We start from the raw sequence: 19,574 nt of genomic DNA on the forward strand, positions 1-19,574 counted from the left end.
ATTGAGTTACTTATTTTGGTTATTCAACAGGCGTGTCGTCTGACCAATCTTTATTAAAGAAAGACTTTTACCTAACATTTCATCAATTTTTGAAGATATGGAAGTTGCTTTCTTGTACTATTTACGGAATGCCTATTAAGAATCTGGTCCATTAAATTTTGACTCATATCAATCTCTGATGAGCCTTTACCCGTCCCCTAAGGAGAAAACGATCTTAGTCCGTATCGTCTACGTTACCTAAATCAAAATTTATGTAATGTTTCAATATTATAAAAGACTGTTGATATACCTGCCTACATATTGAGAAGATTATTCCAAATTATTACTCTTATAGGAATAAGCTTCTCAGTGTTTGTTATGTTAATTCGTTATTTTCTATACTCTTAACTTTTATCATTTCTTGTTTAATCCAATTCATAACCATTTCTGCCTCCTCTCGAGCAATCACCCCCCTCTCGCTTTTATATTTATAAGTTTCATAAGCCCATACTAATATAATTTTCACAAATTCAACTGTCTCTAATTTACAGATCGGTTCAATTTCATCTTCTTCCTCGTCATAAAATGGATCTTCAATTATTGTATAGTCTCTATAGGATATAACGCTTGATGCATTTCCTCCATGTCTATATTCGGATATATTTCCCCTTAATAAATCAACATAATTATCAATATCATTTCTCAAATCTTTAAATCTCCAAGGTATATCAGATCCTAAGGGATCACTTATCATATTGGCGAATTCCAGTGATTTTTCTTCGTCAAAATCCAATACAACTATATTGAATTCATCCATATATTTCAATTTATATTTATATTTTATCATTATTCAAACAACCTCCAATTCAATATACTGGATAAGCTGAAATTATCTTATCATTTCTTAGAATAAACTCTATTTCCATTCCCGTGCTTGTTTTCCCTATATATTTATTGTTTTTTATAATTAAAATTTTTTCATAATGACTAAATCGATTTAGTAATGCCCATGCAAGCAGAAGGAAAATAAAATAGGAGAAAGAAGACGGAGATAACTATGGAACTGTTTATGAGTATTATCAAGGAGCCATCCATCATTATTGCGATCGTGACGCTTCTCGGCCTCATTTTCCAGAGGAAGAAAGTACCCGAAATCATTACGGGAACGACCCTTTCTTTTATGGGCTTCACCATGATCAAAGTCGGCGGAGGGATATTAGGAGGAGTTCTCACCAACTTCAGCCAAATTTTTTCTTTTGCTTTCGACCTCAAAGGTGTCGTACCAAGCAATGAAGCCATCATGTCACTGACTATTGATCAGATCGGTGCGGATGCTGCGCTCATTTTGCTTTTTTCCATGATCCTCAACATTGTGCTTGCACGTCTAACCAGGTTCAAATACATTTACCTTTCCCTTCACTTAATTCTGTTCATGAGCTTTGCCGCAACAGCTGTTATGAAAGGTCTCGGTTTCAGTTCGTTGATCACGATTATCGTCGGTTTTTTGGCAATCGGGAGCTATATGGCCATTTTCCCCTACCTGCTTCGGAACGCCAGCAAAAATATTATCAAGTCAGATGAATATACGATTGCCCATGCTTCCATGACCTCATACATTATCGGGACCTATCTCGGGAAAATATTCGGCAACCGTGAATATGATACTGAAAATGTAAAAATAAACGACCGTATCAACTTTTTGCGGGATTCCAATGTGGCGACTACCTTGACGATGCTTGTACTTTTGCTGGTGTCCGGACTGATAGCTGGTCCCGCCTATGTCAGCAAATTGTCTGGAGGAAAGGAATATATCGTCTTCATCCTTGAACAGGCAGCTATTTTTGCAGCTGGTTTGTATATTGCAAAAGCAGGTGTTAAGCTATTCACCACAGAAATTGTACCCGCTTTCAAAGGGTTTTCCCAAGTGTTCGCTCCTGGAGCAATCCCTGGAGTGGATGTGCTGGTTCTTTTCGACAAGTCACCTAATTCCGCTTTGGTAGGCTTCTTGGTCAGCTTCTTCACGGGGGTGGCCTGCGTCTTCCTCTTCCCACTTATTGGATTGCCTGTTATTGTCCCAGGGATTATGGCCTGCTTCCTGGCTGGAGGTGCAGCAGCCATATTCGGCAATTCCAGCGGTGGCTTCAGAGGTGCCGTCATTTCCAGCTGTCTCAATGGATTCCTGCTCTGTCTGCTGCCTGCTCTTACCTTGCCGCTCTTTTCCTTTCTGGGAGTAGAAGGGGTGACATTCGCCGATCCTGACTTCACTTCCCTTTCTATTTTATTATGGGCTATATTTCGTTGGTTTTAACTAAATCGGTTTATTAGCGTTTATTAAAACAAAATTTATGAGGAGGAATGCTTCATGTTTTTTAAAGATGAACATATTCAATTAGATGCGGTGGATGCCAATACGACTCGGAAAGTGCTGGCACACAGCGATCAGATTATGTATACCAAAGTGATTTTTGCTAAAGCCCAAGAAGGGGAAATCCCGCTTCACAAGCATGTCCATGAACAGGTCACTTATGTATTGAAGGGCAGTTTTCAGTTCATGATTGATGACGGGAAAACAAAAGATGTACAAATCGTCAAAGAGGGCGACAGCATCCATTTTCCATCCGATGTTCTCCATGGCTGCATCCCACTGGAGGATGATGGCATGCTGCTGGATGCTTTTACACCAGCCCGTGAAGATTTCCTGTGAAGAATTCAACTGCTATCGTAGCTCAATTTTGTGATGACATTGATTTGTTTCAATATTAAGTTAAAATTGTCGTTATACGATATCAAGGAGGCGGTTCAATTGGTAACCATGAACAAACGGACAGTTTTTAGAAGGATAGCGCCTACTCGTCCTTAAACTGCGTGTTTCCTTCTTAACGAGGTAACTACAACCAACATGCAAAAGTATAAAATCACTAAAATGAATGACTTTTCAAGTCATCAAATGGCTCAAATTCGACTGTTAGAACAACAATGTAAGGAATTCGACGGGGCCAGCTTGAGAGTAGGCTTGGAAAGCCTTAAGGAAAACGGTGGAGATCAGGCTCTTCTGTGCCAAATCAACAACCAATTCATTGGCTTTCTCAGTTGGTATACCTCGGATGGAATTGAAGCCAATATGAACGGTATGGTTCATCCAGACTATCGCCGCCGAGGTGTATTCAGCCACTTAATGGAAAGTGCTGCAGCAGAGCTGCAATTGCTGGGGATCCAAACTTGCCGTTTTAGGGTTCCATCCAATTCTAAGCCTGGTATTGATTGCATAAGACATTGGGGTGGAAGCTTTAGTACATCTGAGTTCTCCATGAATTTAACTCGGCTTCAAGCTGCTACGTTACACTACTCTGGCTTAATATTGCGGTTAGAGGAAGCTGGGGATTTTGAATTTATGGTTACATGTTCATCCCAAGCCTTCGGTGATTCAGAATCCTGGACAAGGAATTATTTTGCACATACAAATGAACCTGAACGCGTTACTTATATCGCTGTAGATGGCTTGGCGCCGATTGGAATGGTCAGGGTTAATCATGTTCATACAGGCCTGGCCGTCATTCATGATTTCTGTGTACTCCCAGCCTACCAAGGCAAAGGATATGGCCGTGAAATTCTGGCTTGTGTAGTTAATCTCTTGCTTAACAAGCAATGTACTCAGATACGGCTGGGGGTAGTCACTCAAAACAGACGTGCTTAAAATCTCTATCAGTCGATAGGGTTTGAGGTTTCTGCCGAGTCTCATTATTACGTGACCACTCTTAATCAGATGTAGTAAGCGTCGAGGCGCTACCGAAGCTCTGGGATAGCGATATTTGAATAATCAAAAATAAAAAGGTAACCGGATGATTCGGCTGCCTTTTCCCGCTAAAGACCAGAATAGTATAGTGAAAAGTGGATAATAAATGGACAAAAGTAGAGACTAAAAGGGACAACCCACGGGAATACCACAACATAAGAAGGAGACATTATGACGGAGAAAAAAGAAATAAAAGATACAGGGTGGAACTTCGACAACAGTTATTCTCGTCTGCCGGAATCATTATTTACAAGACTCAACCCAACTCCTGTTCGTTCACCGAAGCTGATCATGCTTAATCATCCGTTGGCAGCATCACTGGGGTTGAACGGTGCGGCGCTACAACGGAATGATGGTGTAGAAGTGCTGGCTGGCAACCAGGCTCCCGAAGGTGCTGCGCCTCTTGCTCAAGCTTATGCAGGACATCAATTTGGACATTTTAACATGTTAGGAGACGGTCGTGCTCTGCTGCTTGGCGAACAGATTACTCCCTTGGGGGAGCGGGTTGATATCCAGCTCAAGGGCTCAGGCAGAACGCCATACTCTCGCCGTGGCGATGGCCGGGCGGCACTTGGGCCGATGCTTCGTGAATACATCATGAGTGAAGCGATGCATGGGCTAGGTATTGCTACCACCCGCAGCTTGGCCGTAACTACAACAGGGGAGTCGATCATCCGGGAAACGGAGCAGCCCGGTGCTATTCTGACTCGTGTAGCTGCCAGTCATCTTCGTGTCGGCACCTTTCAATACGTGGCAGCATGGGACACTACCCAGAATCTCCGGATCTTGGCTGATTACACATTGGAAAGACATTATCCGGAAGTTGCTGCTGCGAACAACCGCTACCTGTCCCTGCTCCAGGGAGTGATCAAGCGCCAGGCCGAGCTAATTGCCAAATGGCAGCTCGTTGGTTTTATTCACGGGGTAATGAACACCGACAATATGACCCTTAGCGGAGAAACCATTGATTATGGTCCTTGCGCCTTCATGGATGCCTATGACCCTGAGACGGTATTCAGTTCCATTGACATTCAGGGCCGTTACGCTTATGTCAATCAGCCGCGTATTGCTGCATGGAATCTCGCAAGATTTGCTGAGACCCTGTTGCCGTTGCTGCATGAAAACACGGAGCAGGCTATCAAACTGGCCGAGGATGCGATTGCAGATTTTTCAGAGTTGTTTCACCGTCATTGGCTTGCCGGAATGAGAGCGAAGTTGGGAATCTTAAACGAAGAGCCGCAGGATGAATCGCTCATTCAAGACCTGCTTGGTATAATGCAAAAGCATCGTGCGGATTACACTAATACGTTCCGTGCTTTAACTTTGGACGAGCTGGAGGATACGGTCCTGTTCGGCACTGCGGATTTTACCCAGTGGCATGAGCAATGGCAGGCGAGGCTGGGCAGACAGCAGGAATCGCAAGCCACCTGGCGTCAACTAATGCGCAGCAGCAATCCTGCCATAATTCCGCGCAATCACCGGGTAGAAGAAGCACTGGAGGCTGCGGTGGAACGAGAAGACTACCAGGTGATGGAGCAGCTTCTGGAAGTTCTTTCGAACCCTTACGCTTATTCTGACGAACAGGCTATTTACTCTACATTGCCTGAGAAATCCAACTGCTCATACCGAACCTTTTGCGGTACCTGATATGATGTCAGCCATTTGAAGATAACCTATTCATGCGCTGGTGGAGAAGATAGCTATTCTCTCACCAGCGCATTTTTGCATTATCCTGAAAAGTGGTGAATTGCAGCTATTAATCAAGTTCCTGACCGTCATTTTCGATTTGAATATGCCCGCAATACAGACACTGATGAGTACAGTTCTGCGTAAGCGCGGGCTGGCCTTCGATTTTCATGTCACTTTTCCCGCTCAGCCAAGGCATCGTGAGGACAGGAATGCACGGGGCTTTTTTCACCCCATAAATATCGACCATCTGACTGGCTTGAACAGCAGGATTGAGTGGACTGGAGCAATTTCCAAAAGTTTTGATGTTAACCCCTGGCACGTAATCTCCAATATTCATCTGTGCTTTATTTTTGATATACACCCCGTGGCTAAAAGGGCGCTTTAATCGGGTAGGCTGTGTACCGTAGCTACAGCTTAAAACTGCACCTGCGACGACGTAGCTTTTTTTCGCGCCTGTTCCAGGCTGCACATTCGCTTCTCCCATCTGAATTATTCCTCCTTTGCTGCCATCTCTAATTTTTGCACCCGAATACCTGTAAATGGACGGCGCAGCAGACTTTCTGCCACAGCGAGATCAATATAGATATAAGCTTCCATTAAACCGGCAATCCGAAATATAGAGGGCTTGATTTTTTCGTGTCTAAGCACCAAATGCTTTAGGGTATGGTCGGGATACCACTCGGTTCTTGAGGAAAGACAATCTACCACAGGGGGGCGCAGTACCCAATACACATCTGCCTGGCTTGCTGAAAATCAGTAAGTATAGCTGCCTTCCATTCCAGTCCCGGCATATGTTTCTCCAACAGTGCTTTCATCGAATCTGACACCAGGGGCAAAGGAAACTCCAGAAAATCCGGATATACGGTTCGTGAATCTGTATGTACAGCTAAAAACAGGGGAGTGTCCTCCGCCTGAGTTCTGCGATCCGAAAGGATATCCTCTACCTGCAACGGAGACAGGGAAGCAGGCTCTACCCGATGCTTGACACGTTCATCCACCATAAGTCGAAAATATCTCATTGCATCCAGCCTCCTTTACCCACCGTATCTGTCACCTCTGTAGCCGTGGGATGAGCAGGGGAGGCAGGGAGCATTTCTTCAGCAGCAAGGCCAATAGCTTCGTGAAGCTGTTGTTCCGTAAAGCTTACCCTGCTGACCTTTGCTCCAGTAAAATCAGCTTTTGCTAAACAAGCACCTGTAAACGAAGCGCCAGTCATATCGGCTCCCACAAAGCAGGCGTCTGTCAGATCTGCTCCGATAAATGAAGCTCCTTGCAGTGAGCTATCCTTGAAAACTGCCCCCTGAAGCTGAGCATGTTGAAAGCTGGCTCCCTGTAAGCTCGCTCTTGTAAAATTTACTCCATCCCATCCTAATGGCTCCCAATCCAGCCAAGCATCTGAACCATCATATCCATGATTCCCTGAAACGGCGTCCAGTACAGCCTCTTGCAGGGAGCAATCGCTAAAATCGGCTCCATAAAGCAGGCTGTATGAAAAGTCGGTTCCTTCCAGCTGAGCCTCTTGCCACACGGTTCCTGCGAGAATGCAGCTATGCAGTCGACTATGCTTCATCCTGATCTGGCGAAAGGCTGTATAGCGAAAATCCAAGGAGCTGTAATCTCCACCAGATAGATCAACTTGGGTCAAAGATTGGTAGCTATAGGACGATTCCTCTTTTTCCTCCAGCCAAGACTTTATGACGTTCGCATCCATTGATCCTCGATCTTCCCGGTACACGGACACACTGTGATCCATATACTCTCCAACACGAATCTCGAATGCTTCTTCACGATCCAGCGTCTGAAACTCTGGTAAAGCAACGGCTTGCTTCATAGCCTGTCGTATGAGACTAACGATCATCGTATGAAGATATCCCGCTGCTTCCAGCATGAACTGTTCTAATTCAAGCTCGGCAAGAGGTAGCTGCCGCTTCAAGGCTTCGGTCAAAAGTTGTTCACGTAAATGAGTCCAATAGGAAAAGACCCAACCTGCATCATACTCCAACGAAATGGGTACAGCATCAAGCATCCATAAGGCATCCGTAGCCTCGACCAGATAAACAGGCTTTTGCTCAAGCCATGTGGTACGCAGCATGGAATAGGTGATGTAACCGAGGCTGCCTTTAAGACCTTCTAGCTGCTTTTGTCGAACCAACTGACAAAAGGTACAAAAATGTTCCACTATATGCTGTAGTCGTTGCCCTTGTGTAGCTCTACATTTCAATGCCCATTCTTGGCGAATGAAAGACCATGCCTGAAGAAGAATCGCTTGTTGCTGGTCTAACGTATCTGTTTGCTTTTCCATTTTTAATCATCCTTAATTCGACTTCACTTCGCTGCCCTTCATGTCCGCCGAACCGCTTAATTCAATATGACTGCCGTTGCAATCCATACGGAGCTGACTACCTGCGGACAGGCTCATCGTTTTACCCGCAGACAGGCTGAGATTGCCTCCTGCTGCAATATTCACTTGCTTGCTGCTCGTGATATGAATGCCTTCTTTATCATCCAGCTTGATATAAATAGCGCCGTCCTTGCCTGTAACGACCAGTTCATCCGGCCCCAGCCGAATTTCCTTGCCGTGTGGGGTTCGCCATATTTTCATTTGTGGATTGGAAAAATGGTTATGTGTACTCTTGCGATCTGCCCGTCTCACCGCACTGCCTGCCACGCCGTCCTCTTCCCGACTGCCTGGGAAATAAAGGGAAACCGAGTCGCCTTTTTCAGGCATAACGTACCAGCCAGTGTGACCACCGCCACTGTACACGGTTGAATAGTTGAACCAATGCGCTTTGCTCGCATCCTGCTGTTCATCACAATCCAGATGGATACGTACCTGATCCTGACGGACGTCCAGTACAACACCGCTTAACGAGGCACCTGCCAGCATATCCTGGTAGTAACTTTTTTGCCGAAATCCCTGATAGGAACCCAGCACATATTGATGCCGCAGCAGTCCTTGACTCATTGCGGTATAGGCCTCCATCACATACAAGTTATGCCCCTGAAAATTTAACTGAGCGCCTAAGTCTAGCACCTCATCCGTTTCTACCTCATAAAAAATAAAATCATTCTCACTCAGCTTGGCCTGCTCATTCTCCTGAAAATAACGAAAAGGCAGCAGCTGCTTGCGCACCGTATAACGGGTATGATCCAGCACCGCCTGCGCGGGGCTCTCTTCAATACCAAAATAAAACTTGGGACTGTCAAAACGGGCTACAGGCATCAGACTCGTATGATAGCGTGAGGCTATGCGTCTCAAGAATGCCCAGTCTGTCTCCTGATACTGAATGGCAATCCGTCCGATGGCTTCTCCGCCAGTAGCTCCGTCAATGACATCCAACCCTTCATAATCCTTACCTATGTGCTCCAGCATTTGAGGAATCGTCATTTTCGTATATTGAAAAGAACGGGTGCGCTGCTTAATGTCCATCCGGTAGGTATGGGAAATAGCTTCCACCTCCAGATAGTACACACCCCGCACGACTTTTACCTCGACCGAGAGGGCAATCCCGCTGAATAGCGGCTTGCTGGCGCCGGGTTCATCTCGTTGGCTCACCTCAATCACCGTGTTTTTTTCTGTAGCTTCCACATAGCTGTCCTGCAAGTCCTCAGGTATCACACCCGTAAAATAAAGTCGGGTATGCTCGTTCAATTTTTTCGTTAAGGTAAGCTGCTCCAGATCAATTTGGTCATAAGGGTGAATTTGAATTTGATCGTATCCCAGGCTCACTATGATATCATTCCTTTCTCATTTGCAGGATAGGGGGAGGGCGTAAGGATACAAAGGGATTGGCCCCAATATTCCGCTACAGGTAACCACGCTTCGAGTTCTGCTTCCAGACAGCTAAAGGAGCCTATTACAACTCGTCCCTTTTGGATGAAAAGCAGCAATTCGTTGTATAGGTTACCGTCTATCCCCGCTGCTACAAAACGAATCCGTCCGATTGAAAGCCCGGAATGATTGACGATCATGTCCGTCCCTAACCAGTTGCGAATGGGTTGTACAGATCGTAAAACATCTGCCATTTGCTCCACGAATTCGGAAAGCTCATCCGCTTCTAAAAACGAATCCGTAGGATTAAAACTGATATTAATCGTTCCTTCTGCTGAGGTATAAATATCCTTTGGACGATGCTCCGAAGGGTATTTAATTACAGCCTGCTCCATTGGCATAGGACTAAAGGATTTGGGAATATAGAAGCCGATTTCTCCATCTAGTATCGTGCTTGGCTCCAACGCGAGGTGTTCATTTTGAATATGAAAGAGCTTATTTTCTTCAGATATGAAACCATTCTGCTCTGATTCCTGAGCTTGAGCTGGAATGGATTTTAAATCATCGTTATTAGCTGTCGTCTGATCCATCATTTTAGCTTTGAGGCTAAGAATATGCTCGTCTAGATAGTTCACAGAAAGTCCCCTTTTAGGAAAAATGTACAGCCGTACTTAAAACCCAGCATATGTATTTATCGGTTAAAAGAGAGATTTAGTTTACAAAATGGCCCATTACATCATCCCTTTTTGCTGTAATAATTCTTTAGTAGCACTCCATAGTTGGCGTTGCATGTTGATATCCCCACCAGGATATGCCGGTATTATTGACTTTCCAGTACCAACATTAAAATATCCACCTGTCACTCCTTGATATTGTGATTCTGTAGCTAAACGGACAATAATGTCCGCTCCTTTTCGCGGATCTCCGATATGCAAAGCCTTCAATATTTTTGCAAGTATCGAAGAAAATCCTAACTCACGGCCAAGGCCGGTAACGTTAAACCCTGGATTAAGTGCGTTAACAGTGACTCCAGCTCCATCCAACTGACGACCAAGCTCTTCCGTAAACATAATATTAAGTAGTTTAGTTTTTCCGTAAATCCTAGATGAGCCTGTTGCAGTAAAGGCGGATGTATCTGTTAAATCGTCTGGCAATTTTAGTTCACCATGGTTACGGGATGCTTCAGAAGCAACATTGACGATCCTTGCATTTTTTGAATCCATTAATGGCTGGAGTAAGGTGTGTGTTAACAGCCACGGCGCAAGATAGTTTACGGCTATCATTTCTGCAAATCCCTCGCAGGTTATTCGCTGTTCAAATCCATGTAATCCTGCATTGTTTACTAATATATCAATATTTGGATAATTGGCTTTAATTTCATTTCCAATACGTTTGACATCTTTCATAAGAGACAGGTCTCCGAAAAAGAAGTTTACTTTTGCATTTGGTGCAAGGTCTTTTAGAATATTTTTAGTTATTTCTGCTCGTTGTTCATTTCTGGATGTTAATACCAGATGTGCTCCGCTTTTGGCTAATTCAATTGCTGCCAATTGTCCAAGACCGCTCGTAGCACCAGTAATTACAATAATCGGATATGTCGACATATAAATCCTCCTTAAAATTCTTATAATATTTACATTCATATTTCACATGTCTATGCTCTATAGTCATCCCTGCTCTTGACATCTAGCAAAACTATAAATATGATTGACATATATCAAGTATATGTTTTTTATTTGATATATGTCAATCATATTTAAACCAATCAATAATGAGGTGAAAGCCCAATGGAAAATAAAATTCATGATCAAAATTCTGCAAGAGTGCAATTAGAACTGAATCTTGGTGAGCAGCTCAATGTACTTATAAGTGCATCACATGCACTTAATGTAAGAACTGCAGCACTTTTCGATCCAGCCTTACAACCTGCAGCTTTTCTGATTGTACGTTGTCTCCTTTCATATGGTCCGGCAAGCGCTACATTTTTGGCGGAATCCACCGCCATGGATCGAAGCTCTGTTACTCGGCTTGTCACTCAGCTTAAGCGCATGAATTATGTGAAAAGTGAAACTCATCCTGAGGATCGCCGGGGAGTGTTGATTTCCCTGACAGCGTCTGGGCGTGAAAAAGCTCTGGACGCTTTAAAAGAAAAAGAAAATGAATTTTATAAACGCATTTCAACATGGGAGGATTGCAAGCTTGAAGCGTTTATTGGGATGCTTAAGTGTTTTAACGGGCAAGATTGCCAGGATTAATGAGATTCGACATAAAGCATCGTATGAAGAATATAGGAGGCATTCAAATTTTTGCCCATTGGGATGATTTTAACGTCTCGTCATCGTGATATTTATCATTGAAAATTACGTGCGCTTCGTTACATTTTCCTGATTTAATGCATTAAATTAAATTGACCAATGTTCAGAAAAAAAGAATCTCCTTCCTTTCCATTTCATCCCTAAATATGTCTACTAATTAGCAGTTGTATTTAGTCGTTTTTTGTCATACAATTCACCTAATGCTACGGACTCGGTCTTAGAAACAGTAAGGTTTGGACGGTAAGTAGGACGTGGTCTCTTTGTTAATTTACGAATCGTTGAACTATTTTGTAGTCGTTCGAGCAGGACTGCGTCAGTCCAAAAAATTAATAATGTTTTGCGGACAGTTTTCCGGGTCATTAACGTCTGATGATAAACATTTACGAAGGGGAGCGTTCTATTGGAATCGAAACAATTAACGAGAGGGCTAAAGCCACGGCACGTTGAGCTGATTGCGCTTGGAGGAACAATTGGCGTTGGCCTGTTTATGGGATCGGCAAGTACGATAAAATGGGCGGGTCCCTCTGTGCTGCTGGCGTATCTCTTAGCTGGGATTATTATGTTTTTTATCATGCGGATCATGGGGGAAATGCTGATTCTCGAGCCGGTGACGGGTTCATTTGCTACTTTTGCTCATAAATATATCAGCCCTTTGGCCGGTTTTTTGACCGCTTGGAGCTATTGGTTCTTATGGGTTACGGTTGGAATGGCAGAGGTAACGGCGATTGGAGTGTACGTGGGGTATTGGTTTCCGGGCATTCCGCAATGGCTACCAGCCTTGGCAGGTGTAGTTATTATCGCGTTAGCCAATTTGGCGGCTGTAAAGTTTTATGGGGAATTTGAGTTTTGGTTTGCCATGATTAAGATCGTTGCCATTATCTTTATGCTGATTGTTGGCACGGGCCTGATCTTCTTCGGCTTTGGTAATGGTGGACAACCGATTGGTCTCTCCAATCTATTCTCCCATGGCGGTTTTTTTGCAGGCGGATTAAAAGGCTTTCTATTCGCACTATGCATTGTAACGGCGGCTTATCAAGGTATAGAGATGGTGGGCATTACGGCGGGTGAAGCCGAAAATCCGAAAATGACACTGCGAAAAGCCATTAAAAACATTATCTGGCGTATTCTGATTTTTTACGTGGGTGCGATTTTTGTCATTGTTACGATTTACCCTTGGAACCAGATTGGCGAGATCGGCAGTCCTTTTGTCCTGACCTTTGCCAAAGTAGGGATTATAGCGGCTGCTGGCATCATTAACTTTGTTGTTCTTACAGCAGCGATGTCAGGTTGCAACAGTGGTATTTATAGTGCGGGAAGAATGCTATATACATTGGCTAAAAACGGACAAGCCCCTAAGTTTTTCGGGAAAGTTTCCCAAAGCGGAGTACCTAGAAATAGCATTATTACGACGATTTCCTTGCTGCTGATCGGAGTGCTTTTTAATTACTTATTACCTGATTCCAAACTGTTTCTGTACATCTACAGCGCCAGTGTTCTTCCAGGCATGGTACCGTGGTTTGCATTGGCGATCAGCCAATTTAAATTCAGGAAGAAGTGGAAAAACGAAATGAAGGATCACACCTTCAAGTCTCGTTTTTTCCCAATCAGCAATTACATCACCATTATCTTCTTATTGCTAGTGATCGTCGGGATGTGGTTCAATCCAGACACACGCTTGTCATTGATTGTAGGGGCATCATTTATGGCGCTCGTCATTGTTGGATATTTTGTCTTTGGTATCGGAAAGCGGCAGAGAATTGAAGAATTAGAGGGAAACGAATAGGTTGCTAAACTAGATGGTGAAATATGTAAAACTTGCCGAGCGCAATTCAGGATATCCTGATTTCGCTCGGTTTTTCTTTTACAAGGGAGGCTATGGAAAGGTTGTTACTTAGGTATAGAATTGTGTGGTTATCCTGTTCGCACTAAAAGTGTAAATATAAATACAAGTGAAAAGGGAAACTGAGAAGTTGATTATTGCCATACCCTTACGATTAGCCTTAAACTCTGAAATTCCAGAAAACAGAAACATAAACCCTAGAAAAAATTGTGATATTTTATATGAGTCCCTATAGGTGTCTGGATATGCGAGTGATAAAGAGGACGAGATCATAACAACTGCAGCAAATATTAAAGTGAAGATTCGGTAGATATCCATTTTCTTGAACATAGATATGTTCACCCTTCCTTTATAATGCCTAGTGTATTATATATTCTAAAGGTCAGTTCGTGGGACTTCAAATGAACATAAACACAAGTAAGCGAATGTAGGTAAAGATCTTTCTTTTTGCTTTTGCATTTAGAGGGTGTAAGAGATAAGGAATAGTACCAAAGCTTGCTGATTCAGACTGCCATACTAACAGCATGAGGTGACCCCAAGCAGCAAAGTGAAGGTGAAGGTGAAGCTACGCAAGAGATGAGACAAATAATCTTATGGGTTTGTTGAACATTATGGTATCTACACAAATGTACTCATAAGTTATATTTCCAAGTATTCATGTTTGAATTTTATTTTCTTCTAATATTTAACTGTTAATGGAAATGCTGAAAAGCTATAATGCTAATAATGATTTGAGTGCACTTGAGAAAAGAGGTTGAGGATATGATGTTGAAAAAGTGGCCATTAGTACTGATGATAGGTATTCTCATGGTGGCATCTGTGGGCTGGAACGTTGGAGTATCTTATGCAGCTACTGAGGTCAAGACCTATAGATTGACTGCAGTACCTGGAAGAGTCGAATATATGGATCAGGAAAGGTTTTTTGCCGCTTTAAGCCAAATCCCAAATGTATATGGAGATTTCACCGGCTATAAAACGGGAAAAACAACTGGAGTTGTAACCAAAAGTATAACGGATGATGTATACAAATTTACAGTTACTGATTTTATTCGCGATCAGGAGCCTGAGGTTGTAGAGTATATAAACCCCAGAGGCGGAATTCCTCATAGATGGAATGGAACTAGTGATATTCAAATTTTTATGAGAGGGTCAGAAGCCACTTCTTTGTCTGAGCTGTTTTATGAGGGGACACCAAGTGAAGGACGCTTTCATTTTAATGCTGACGATATTTATTTAGTTACATTCTGGTCCAGTACCGTGAGACCTATCAGTGGCATGTCTGCTGAAGCGTTAATTGAGGAAGGACCTCACACGTTTACAAATCGGGAGCTTGTAGGTCAAGTAACCAGCGAAGATCCTGCAGCTTATCCGCAAGATGGAATTTCAGAGGGTTATTATTATGTTTATAAGGGTAGTAGCAATACAGATTAATAGATGATCGAATCAAAATAAATATACTTCATACAAAAGAAGAGATAACATTTTGTGCGCCCTATGCCTGAGCGCAATACATCATGTTATCTCTTATTTTAATGTATTCGTAGTTGAAGTAGCAGTCCTACTTTTTTTGTTGGCTTTATTCAATCCTAGGGCTGTTATACCGATATTCAAGAATATATACAGTTTGGTGTTAATAGAAATGAAAATCCGTCTGAAAGCAAAAGAAATAATTTTCAAAAACGAAACAGAAGTGCAAGGCAAAAGTGACTGAGTGCTGTCGAGGAGGTGTAAGGATATAAAGTAATGAAATGTGAAAAAAAGTTAATACGAATTAGGCATTACATGGCTGGTTTACTGGCTGCCTGGTTGTTCTGTATACATACTGTGCCTGTTTTTGCAGACAGGGCTTTTAACGATATTGAACATTCCTACGCAGCTGATGCAATTGAGGCTATGGCTGCTCAAGGTTATGTTACTGGTTATCAGGATGGTAGCTTTCGACCTATGCATTTTATTTCGCGGCAGGAATGGGCTAGCATATTCGCTAAATCCTTAAAACGAACATCGAATGGCAAAGTCGCTACTTCTTTTCGTGATGTGTCTCCCTGGGCTCTTCCTTATGTGCAGACCTTGCAGGCAGAGAACATTACCAAAGGAATTAGTGACCAGTTATTTGGTGCAAAGCACAATATGACTCGTCAGGATATGACAGTTTGGTATGCCAGGTATTTCGGTATTTCTGAAGATACCCGCTCTTCCGGTAAATCCAGTTTTGTGGATCAGTCTGAGATAGCAGACTATGCACAAGCGAGCGTATGGCTGATGGAACGGTTGGAGCTGATCGAGGGGGACACGAATCATTATTTCCATCCCAAGGAGTCTGTGAGTCGGCAGGATGCTACATTGGTTGCTTATCGAATATGGCTGGGCGGTGATGGTCTGAGAGAACGGGCTAAGCGTTTGTTGGAGTCATTAGGAAATGGAGCTGTAACGACGAATCAGCCAACCAGTCCACCGAAATTGAAGAAGACCGTGGTCGACCTGGCGCCGGAAATTAGTCACCAGCGTGCGAACCCGGAGATCGAAGAGCCCGAAAGCCATAGTCCAAGACCCGATCCACCAGTATCTCCGGGAACACCAACAGAACCGAAGCCGGAACCGCCGGTTATACAACCAGAGCCTGGTCCCAACTCGCCAGTGACACCGCCGGTTATACAACCAGAGCCTGGTCCCAACCCGCCAGTGACACCGCCGGTTATACAACCAGAGCCTGCTCCTAACCCGCCAGTGACACCGCCAATTATACGACCAGGGCCTAGTCCCAGACCGCCAGTGAAACCACCAGTGACACCGCCGGTGCTTCCACCAGATCATTCGGCGGATTTTGTAGCGGATGAGGTAGTCATCAAGGCGCCGGAGTTGGTAAATCAACCGGATACGTATCCTTCTTATCAGCTGTCCTTTGATCTCTACAAGGAAGGGCACTTGGTGAGTATTCCCAATGCCAGCGTCACAAGTGTCACCTACACTTTTAGTGATGCATTAGGTGTTTTCGATGAATATGGGAAAATCGCACATTCCGAAAATATTCCTGCTGCTGATGGTTATATTCCGGTAGAGATTGAAGTCACAATTGCTAAACCCTATCATGTACTTAAAGCACAGACCAAGCTGATCGTGAAAGGGAAGACTCCTCCAGTAGAGGACCCAAGTGTAATCAGGTCCGTATACTTGGCGACGTATACCATTTCACAGGCCACTACTTTAGACCCTGCAACCTGGAGCATGCCCTATGTATTTCAGAATGCAAAGGGAGAGGTCATAGCTCCAGGCCTGTTGCCGTCAGATTTGAAACTTCGAATAGAGGATCCCAAGGGGATATTTGACGAGGATGGACATATTGCGAATCTGCATCTGATTCCTGCAGTGAACTCTGTCATTCCATTCAAGATTGAGGTTGAGTCACCATCTCAGGGAGTTCACTTCATATCCGATGCCGAGTTAACTGTAGTACCGGGAGAACGCAAAAAGCAATATTTTGCTATCTCAATGATGCTACAGGGAAAAGATGCGGGCAGTACGACCACAGTGGAGCAAATTGAGCAGGCACGCCAAATGCTGATGGATCACTTTGGCCCTAACATAAAAGTGACCTGGGCTATGGAAAATAGATTTATCTTTGTGGAAACGAATCGCCCGCAGCTTAAAAAGGTTTTGGAATATGTGGATCAGTATGGTGATGAAGTGGGGATTTTGGACGGGTATCCGAATAACCTGTATGGGCTTCCTGAATGGGAAGCACGGATGAACGAGTGGTTGTATATGTATCGTTATAATGCACTCAATGAGCTGCACCAATCCGGTTCGTTGGGATCACCTTCGGTGTTTGAAAGCATGGATACAGACCAATATCGGAAATATCTTCCTAAATCATTGACCGGCTTTACGGTAAATCCTGAGCAGGCCCAATGGCTTAAAGATCATTTTAAAATCACTTCAGCTATGGGTTGGTCGGCTACACAGTATAATGTTAACAACATGTATGGTGAGGGTTCACCTTTGATGCCTTACTGGTCCAATAAGGATAATCCGATTGTTCCCGCGCAGGGGAATACAGATAATAGCGGTATCGTGTTTATGAACTCGATTACGATTGATCCGATTGGATCACGCTATACAAAAAATTCCTCACGCTGGACTCTCCATCCAGGTGACCCATATGTGACTGATACGGATGCGGCACCACAACTGTATATAGCACAGCAATATTTAGATAACCCGTATCAACGTTTAAATACGGTAAACTACATGTCCATTATTTTGGACATCAACTGGCTTGCCAAAAACCATAACATGTCTCAAATATGGGATAGCTTTGTGAATCACTTCCCTGTTGACCGTGAGGTAGAGATTGTGGGAGTGGACGGGCTGAAACAGATTTATGAATCGTTAGCTGGATCGAATAACGATCATGCAGAATTTACGCTCATGTTTAGAGGCTCCGGCTTCAAGACGGCTATGGACTCCAATAATTCACCAGCCAATCTGCGCTACCTATGGACCGAAAACGCCTCACAGCGGATCATTTTATCCAAAGAGGATGGGGATGCGGCATGGTCCATTATTGATTTTACCGACTATACCCGCACTCCGGTTCCAAAGATGCCCTACAACCTGGATAAGAACACGGATGTAAGTTATGTTACCGGAAGGAACTTCAAGCTGAATCCTACGGCTCCGTTAACAGCAGAGGAAATTCAGCGCGTAAAGGATCGTTTGAAGCAGATTTACTTCGCGGAGGAAGTGAGCTATCAGTAAGCGTTTGGAATGATCGCTTTTAGGATTTGAGGTATATGTAAAAGAACCGAGAGCATATGGCTTTCGGTTCTTTTTTGACTTCTTGCTTATGAAATACTCAATAATATTTCCATGGTCGACCATATGAGGCTGACCTGGTTATACCCATTCAATAACTTGATCTACAGGTCGCCGGGTTTTTCCGCGTGGCTCATTCAGGCGGTATCCAAAAGCTACCATGCAGGAAATACCGAAATGCTCGGCATCCATGATGCCTTCTTCAGAGAGGATACGTTCGATTTCCTGTTTATTAAAGCCTTCGATTGGACAGGAGTCAATCCCGATTTGTGCTGCGGCTGTCATCATATTCCCCAATGCGATGTAGGTTTGTCGGCAGGCCCACTCGAACATTGCTCTTTCATTTTCTTCCAGTTCAAAATCTGATCTCAGGAAGGCGTCATATACCTTCTCTTTGCCTTGCATAACTTCAGCAGGTAATTGCTGTACGTTTTCCATCATATCCTTGATGTAATCGGATGAGGCTACCATATCTTTAGGCAATCTGGAGAGAATGAGTACAAAATGGCTTGCTGTTGGCAACTGTTTTTGGGCTCCCCAAGAGTAAGGCAGCAGCTTCTCGCGCATAGCTTGACTTTGGACAACAACGAACTTCCAGGGTTCAAAGCCAAATGAACTCGGGGATAAACGCCCTGTTTCAAGAATAAAATCGAAGTCGGAATCGCTAATTTTTTTATGACGATCAAATTCCTTGGTTGCATGTCTGAACTCATATGCGGATAAGATTTGATGTTTGGTGGTTGTTAAGGTTTCCATTGTTTTTACACTCCTTATGGATATGGATATGGATTGGAATTGACGCTTACCGAGTGACATGCTTAATATTAGTATATACATGATTGTTTTTGAAGTACGCACATTAATGTGCTGTAGTATAAAAAATGATACCAAGGGGAGAAACACCTATGCGCAATCGGAAGGGCGGCTTTGGGGCATGTCCCGCTGGAAATGATCAGGCTTGTCCTGTAGAGTACACGCTGGACGTGATTGGGGGCAAATGGAAAGGAGTTATTTTATATCATCTGATGTATGGAACAAAGCGGTTTAGTGATTTTCGGCGTATTTGCCCGGGAATTACACAGCGTATGCTGACACTTCAATTACGTGAACTGGAAGAGGACAGTGTAGTTCATCGGGAGGTTTACCAACAGGTTCCGCCCAAAGTCGAATACTCCCTAACTGAATTTGGAAGAACGCTTATCCCGATTATTAACCTGATGAAGGATTGGGGAGAAGAATATAAAGCCAAGCAACGTCCAACAGACAATCTCCTTCAACATCCGAGCCCCAATTTGTAGCACGCTGAGACAGACCTCACCACAAAAGACTTGCCATACATCTGGCAGGTCTTTTCCCTTTTATTAATGTCAA

17 protein-coding genes and 1 pseudogene are annotated in these 19,574 nt (G+C 43.7%); 9 read left to right on the forward strand and 9 right to left on the reverse strand.

The annotated features are described in order from the left end of the window. Positions 1–355: 355 nt before the first annotated feature. Entirely contained in the window at positions 356–826 is a 471-nt protein-coding gene (locus L693_RS0124050) for a hypothetical protein (RefSeq protein ID WP_025720650.1), read from the reverse strand. A gap of 210 nt (positions 827–1,036) precedes the next feature. Here L693_RS0124050 and L693_RS0124055 point away from each other — a divergent pair, with 210 nt between their 5' ends. The 4 genes from L693_RS0124055 (at position 1,037) to L693_RS0124070 (ending at position 5,419) form a co-directional block, all read left to right on the forward strand. Next, positions 1,037–2,287: a PTS ascorbate transporter subunit IIC gene (locus L693_RS0124055; protein ID WP_025720652.1), complete on the forward strand. Its 1,251-nt coding sequence runs from the start codon at positions 1,037–1,039 to the stop codon at positions 2,285–2,287. A gap of 54 nt (positions 2,288–2,341) precedes the next feature. Then, a complete protein-coding gene (locus tag L693_RS0124060) occupies positions 2,342–2,683 on the forward strand; it encodes a cupin domain-containing protein (protein WP_025720654.1) in 342 nt (113 codons plus the stop codon). A 195-nt stretch (positions 2,684–2,878) separates the two neighbouring features. Further along, positions 2,879–3,673: a GNAT family N-acetyltransferase gene (locus L693_RS0124065; protein WP_025720656.1), complete on the forward strand. Its 795-nt coding sequence runs from the start codon at positions 2,879–2,881 to the stop codon at positions 3,671–3,673. 270 nt (positions 3,674–3,943) lie between these two features. Then, the gene (locus L693_RS0124070; RefSeq protein WP_025720658.1) at positions 3,944–5,419 is read left to right on the forward strand and encodes a protein adenylyltransferase SelO; all 1,476 of its coding nucleotides are present in this window, start codon (positions 3,944–3,946) and stop codon (positions 5,417–5,419) included. Between the two features lie 109 nt (positions 5,420–5,528). Here L693_RS0124070 and L693_RS0124075 read toward each other — a convergent pair whose 3' ends face one another. The 6 genes and pseudogenes from L693_RS0124075 to L693_RS0124100 all read right to left on the reverse strand — a co-directional run bounded on the left by L693_RS0124075 (position 5,529) and on the right by L693_RS0124100 (position 10,837). After that, positions 5,529–5,945, reverse strand: a complete 417-nt coding sequence (locus L693_RS0124075) for a DUF4280 domain-containing protein (RefSeq protein ID WP_025720660.1) — start codon at positions 5,943–5,945, stop codon at positions 5,529–5,531. Between the two features lie 5 nt (positions 5,946–5,950). Next, positions 5,951–6,480 (reverse strand): annotated as a pseudogene (locus L693_RS0124080) (hypothetical protein). Further along, entirely contained in the window at positions 6,477–7,763 is a 1,287-nt protein-coding gene (locus L693_RS0124085; RefSeq protein WP_025720662.1) for a pentapeptide repeat-containing protein, read from the reverse strand. The pseudogene L693_RS0124080 and the gene L693_RS0124085 overlap by 4 nt, the downstream one beginning before the upstream one ends. A 12-nt stretch (positions 7,764–7,775) precedes the next feature. Continuing rightward, positions 7,776–9,191 (reverse strand): phage baseplate assembly protein V, encoded by a 1,416-nt coding sequence (locus L693_RS0124090; RefSeq protein ID WP_025720665.1) that lies wholly within the window; start codon positions 9,189–9,191, stop codon positions 7,776–7,778. Beyond that, a complete protein-coding gene (locus L693_RS0124095) occupies positions 9,191–9,868 on the reverse strand; it encodes a hypothetical protein (RefSeq protein WP_025720667.1) in 678 nt (225 codons plus the stop codon). The genes L693_RS0124090 and L693_RS0124095 overlap by 1 nt, the downstream gene beginning before the upstream one ends. Positions 9,869–9,964: 96 nt before the next feature. Further along, complete coding sequence (locus L693_RS0124100) at positions 9,965–10,837, reverse strand: SDR family NAD(P)-dependent oxidoreductase (RefSeq protein ID WP_025720669.1); 873 nt, start codon at positions 10,835–10,837, stop codon at positions 9,965–9,967. 183 nt (positions 10,838–11,020) lie between these two features. On the opposite strand from L693_RS0124100, the gene L693_RS0124105 reads away from it, so the two are divergent. Both L693_RS0124105 and L693_RS0124110 read left to right on the forward strand, forming a co-directional pair. After that, positions 11,021–11,488 (forward strand): MarR family winged helix-turn-helix transcriptional regulator, encoded by a 468-nt coding sequence (locus L693_RS0124105; protein ID WP_025720671.1) that lies wholly within the window; start codon positions 11,021–11,023, stop codon positions 11,486–11,488. Between the two features lie 460 nt (positions 11,489–11,948). Then, entirely contained in the window at positions 11,949–13,331 is a 1,383-nt protein-coding gene (locus L693_RS0124110; protein WP_025720673.1) for an amino acid permease, read from the forward strand. Positions 13,332–13,439: 108 nt separating this feature from the next. Here L693_RS0124110 and L693_RS32520 read toward each other — a convergent pair whose 3' ends face one another. Continuing rightward, positions 13,440–13,718: a YczI family protein gene (locus tag L693_RS32520; RefSeq protein WP_025720674.1), complete on the reverse strand. Its 279-nt coding sequence runs from the start codon at positions 13,716–13,718 to the stop codon at positions 13,440–13,442. Between the two features lie 432 nt (positions 13,719–14,150). On the opposite strand from L693_RS32520, the gene L693_RS0124125 reads away from it, so the two are divergent. Together L693_RS0124125 and L693_RS0124135 are read left to right on the forward strand one after the other, a co-directional pair. After that, positions 14,151–14,819, forward strand: a complete 669-nt coding sequence (locus L693_RS0124125; protein ID WP_025720676.1) for a hypothetical protein — start codon at positions 14,151–14,153, stop codon at positions 14,817–14,819. A 312-nt stretch (positions 14,820–15,131) separates the two neighbouring features. Continuing rightward, a complete protein-coding gene (locus L693_RS0124135; protein WP_025720679.1) occupies positions 15,132–18,146 on the forward strand; it encodes an S-layer homology domain-containing protein in 3,015 nt (1,004 codons plus the stop codon). Between the two features lie 138 nt (positions 18,147–18,284). Here L693_RS0124135 and L693_RS0124140 read toward each other — a convergent pair whose 3' ends face one another. Continuing rightward, positions 18,285–18,959 carry an NAD(P)H-dependent oxidoreductase gene (locus L693_RS0124140; RefSeq protein ID WP_025720682.1) on the reverse strand — a complete coding sequence of 225 codons (675 nt, stop codon included), beginning with the start codon at positions 18,957–18,959 and terminating at the stop codon, positions 18,285–18,287. 149 nt (positions 18,960–19,108) lie between these two features. Between L693_RS0124140 and L693_RS0124145 the strand changes: the two genes are divergently transcribed. After that, positions 19,109–19,501 (forward strand): winged helix-turn-helix transcriptional regulator, encoded by a 393-nt coding sequence (locus tag L693_RS0124145; RefSeq protein WP_025720683.1) that lies wholly within the window; start codon positions 19,109–19,111, stop codon positions 19,499–19,501. Positions 19,502–19,574: the final 73 nt, after the last annotated feature.

Source organism: Paenibacillus sp. 1-18 (assembly GCF_000520755.1).
GTDB lineage: Bacteria > Bacillota > Bacilli > Paenibacillales > Paenibacillaceae > Paenibacillus > Paenibacillus brasilensis.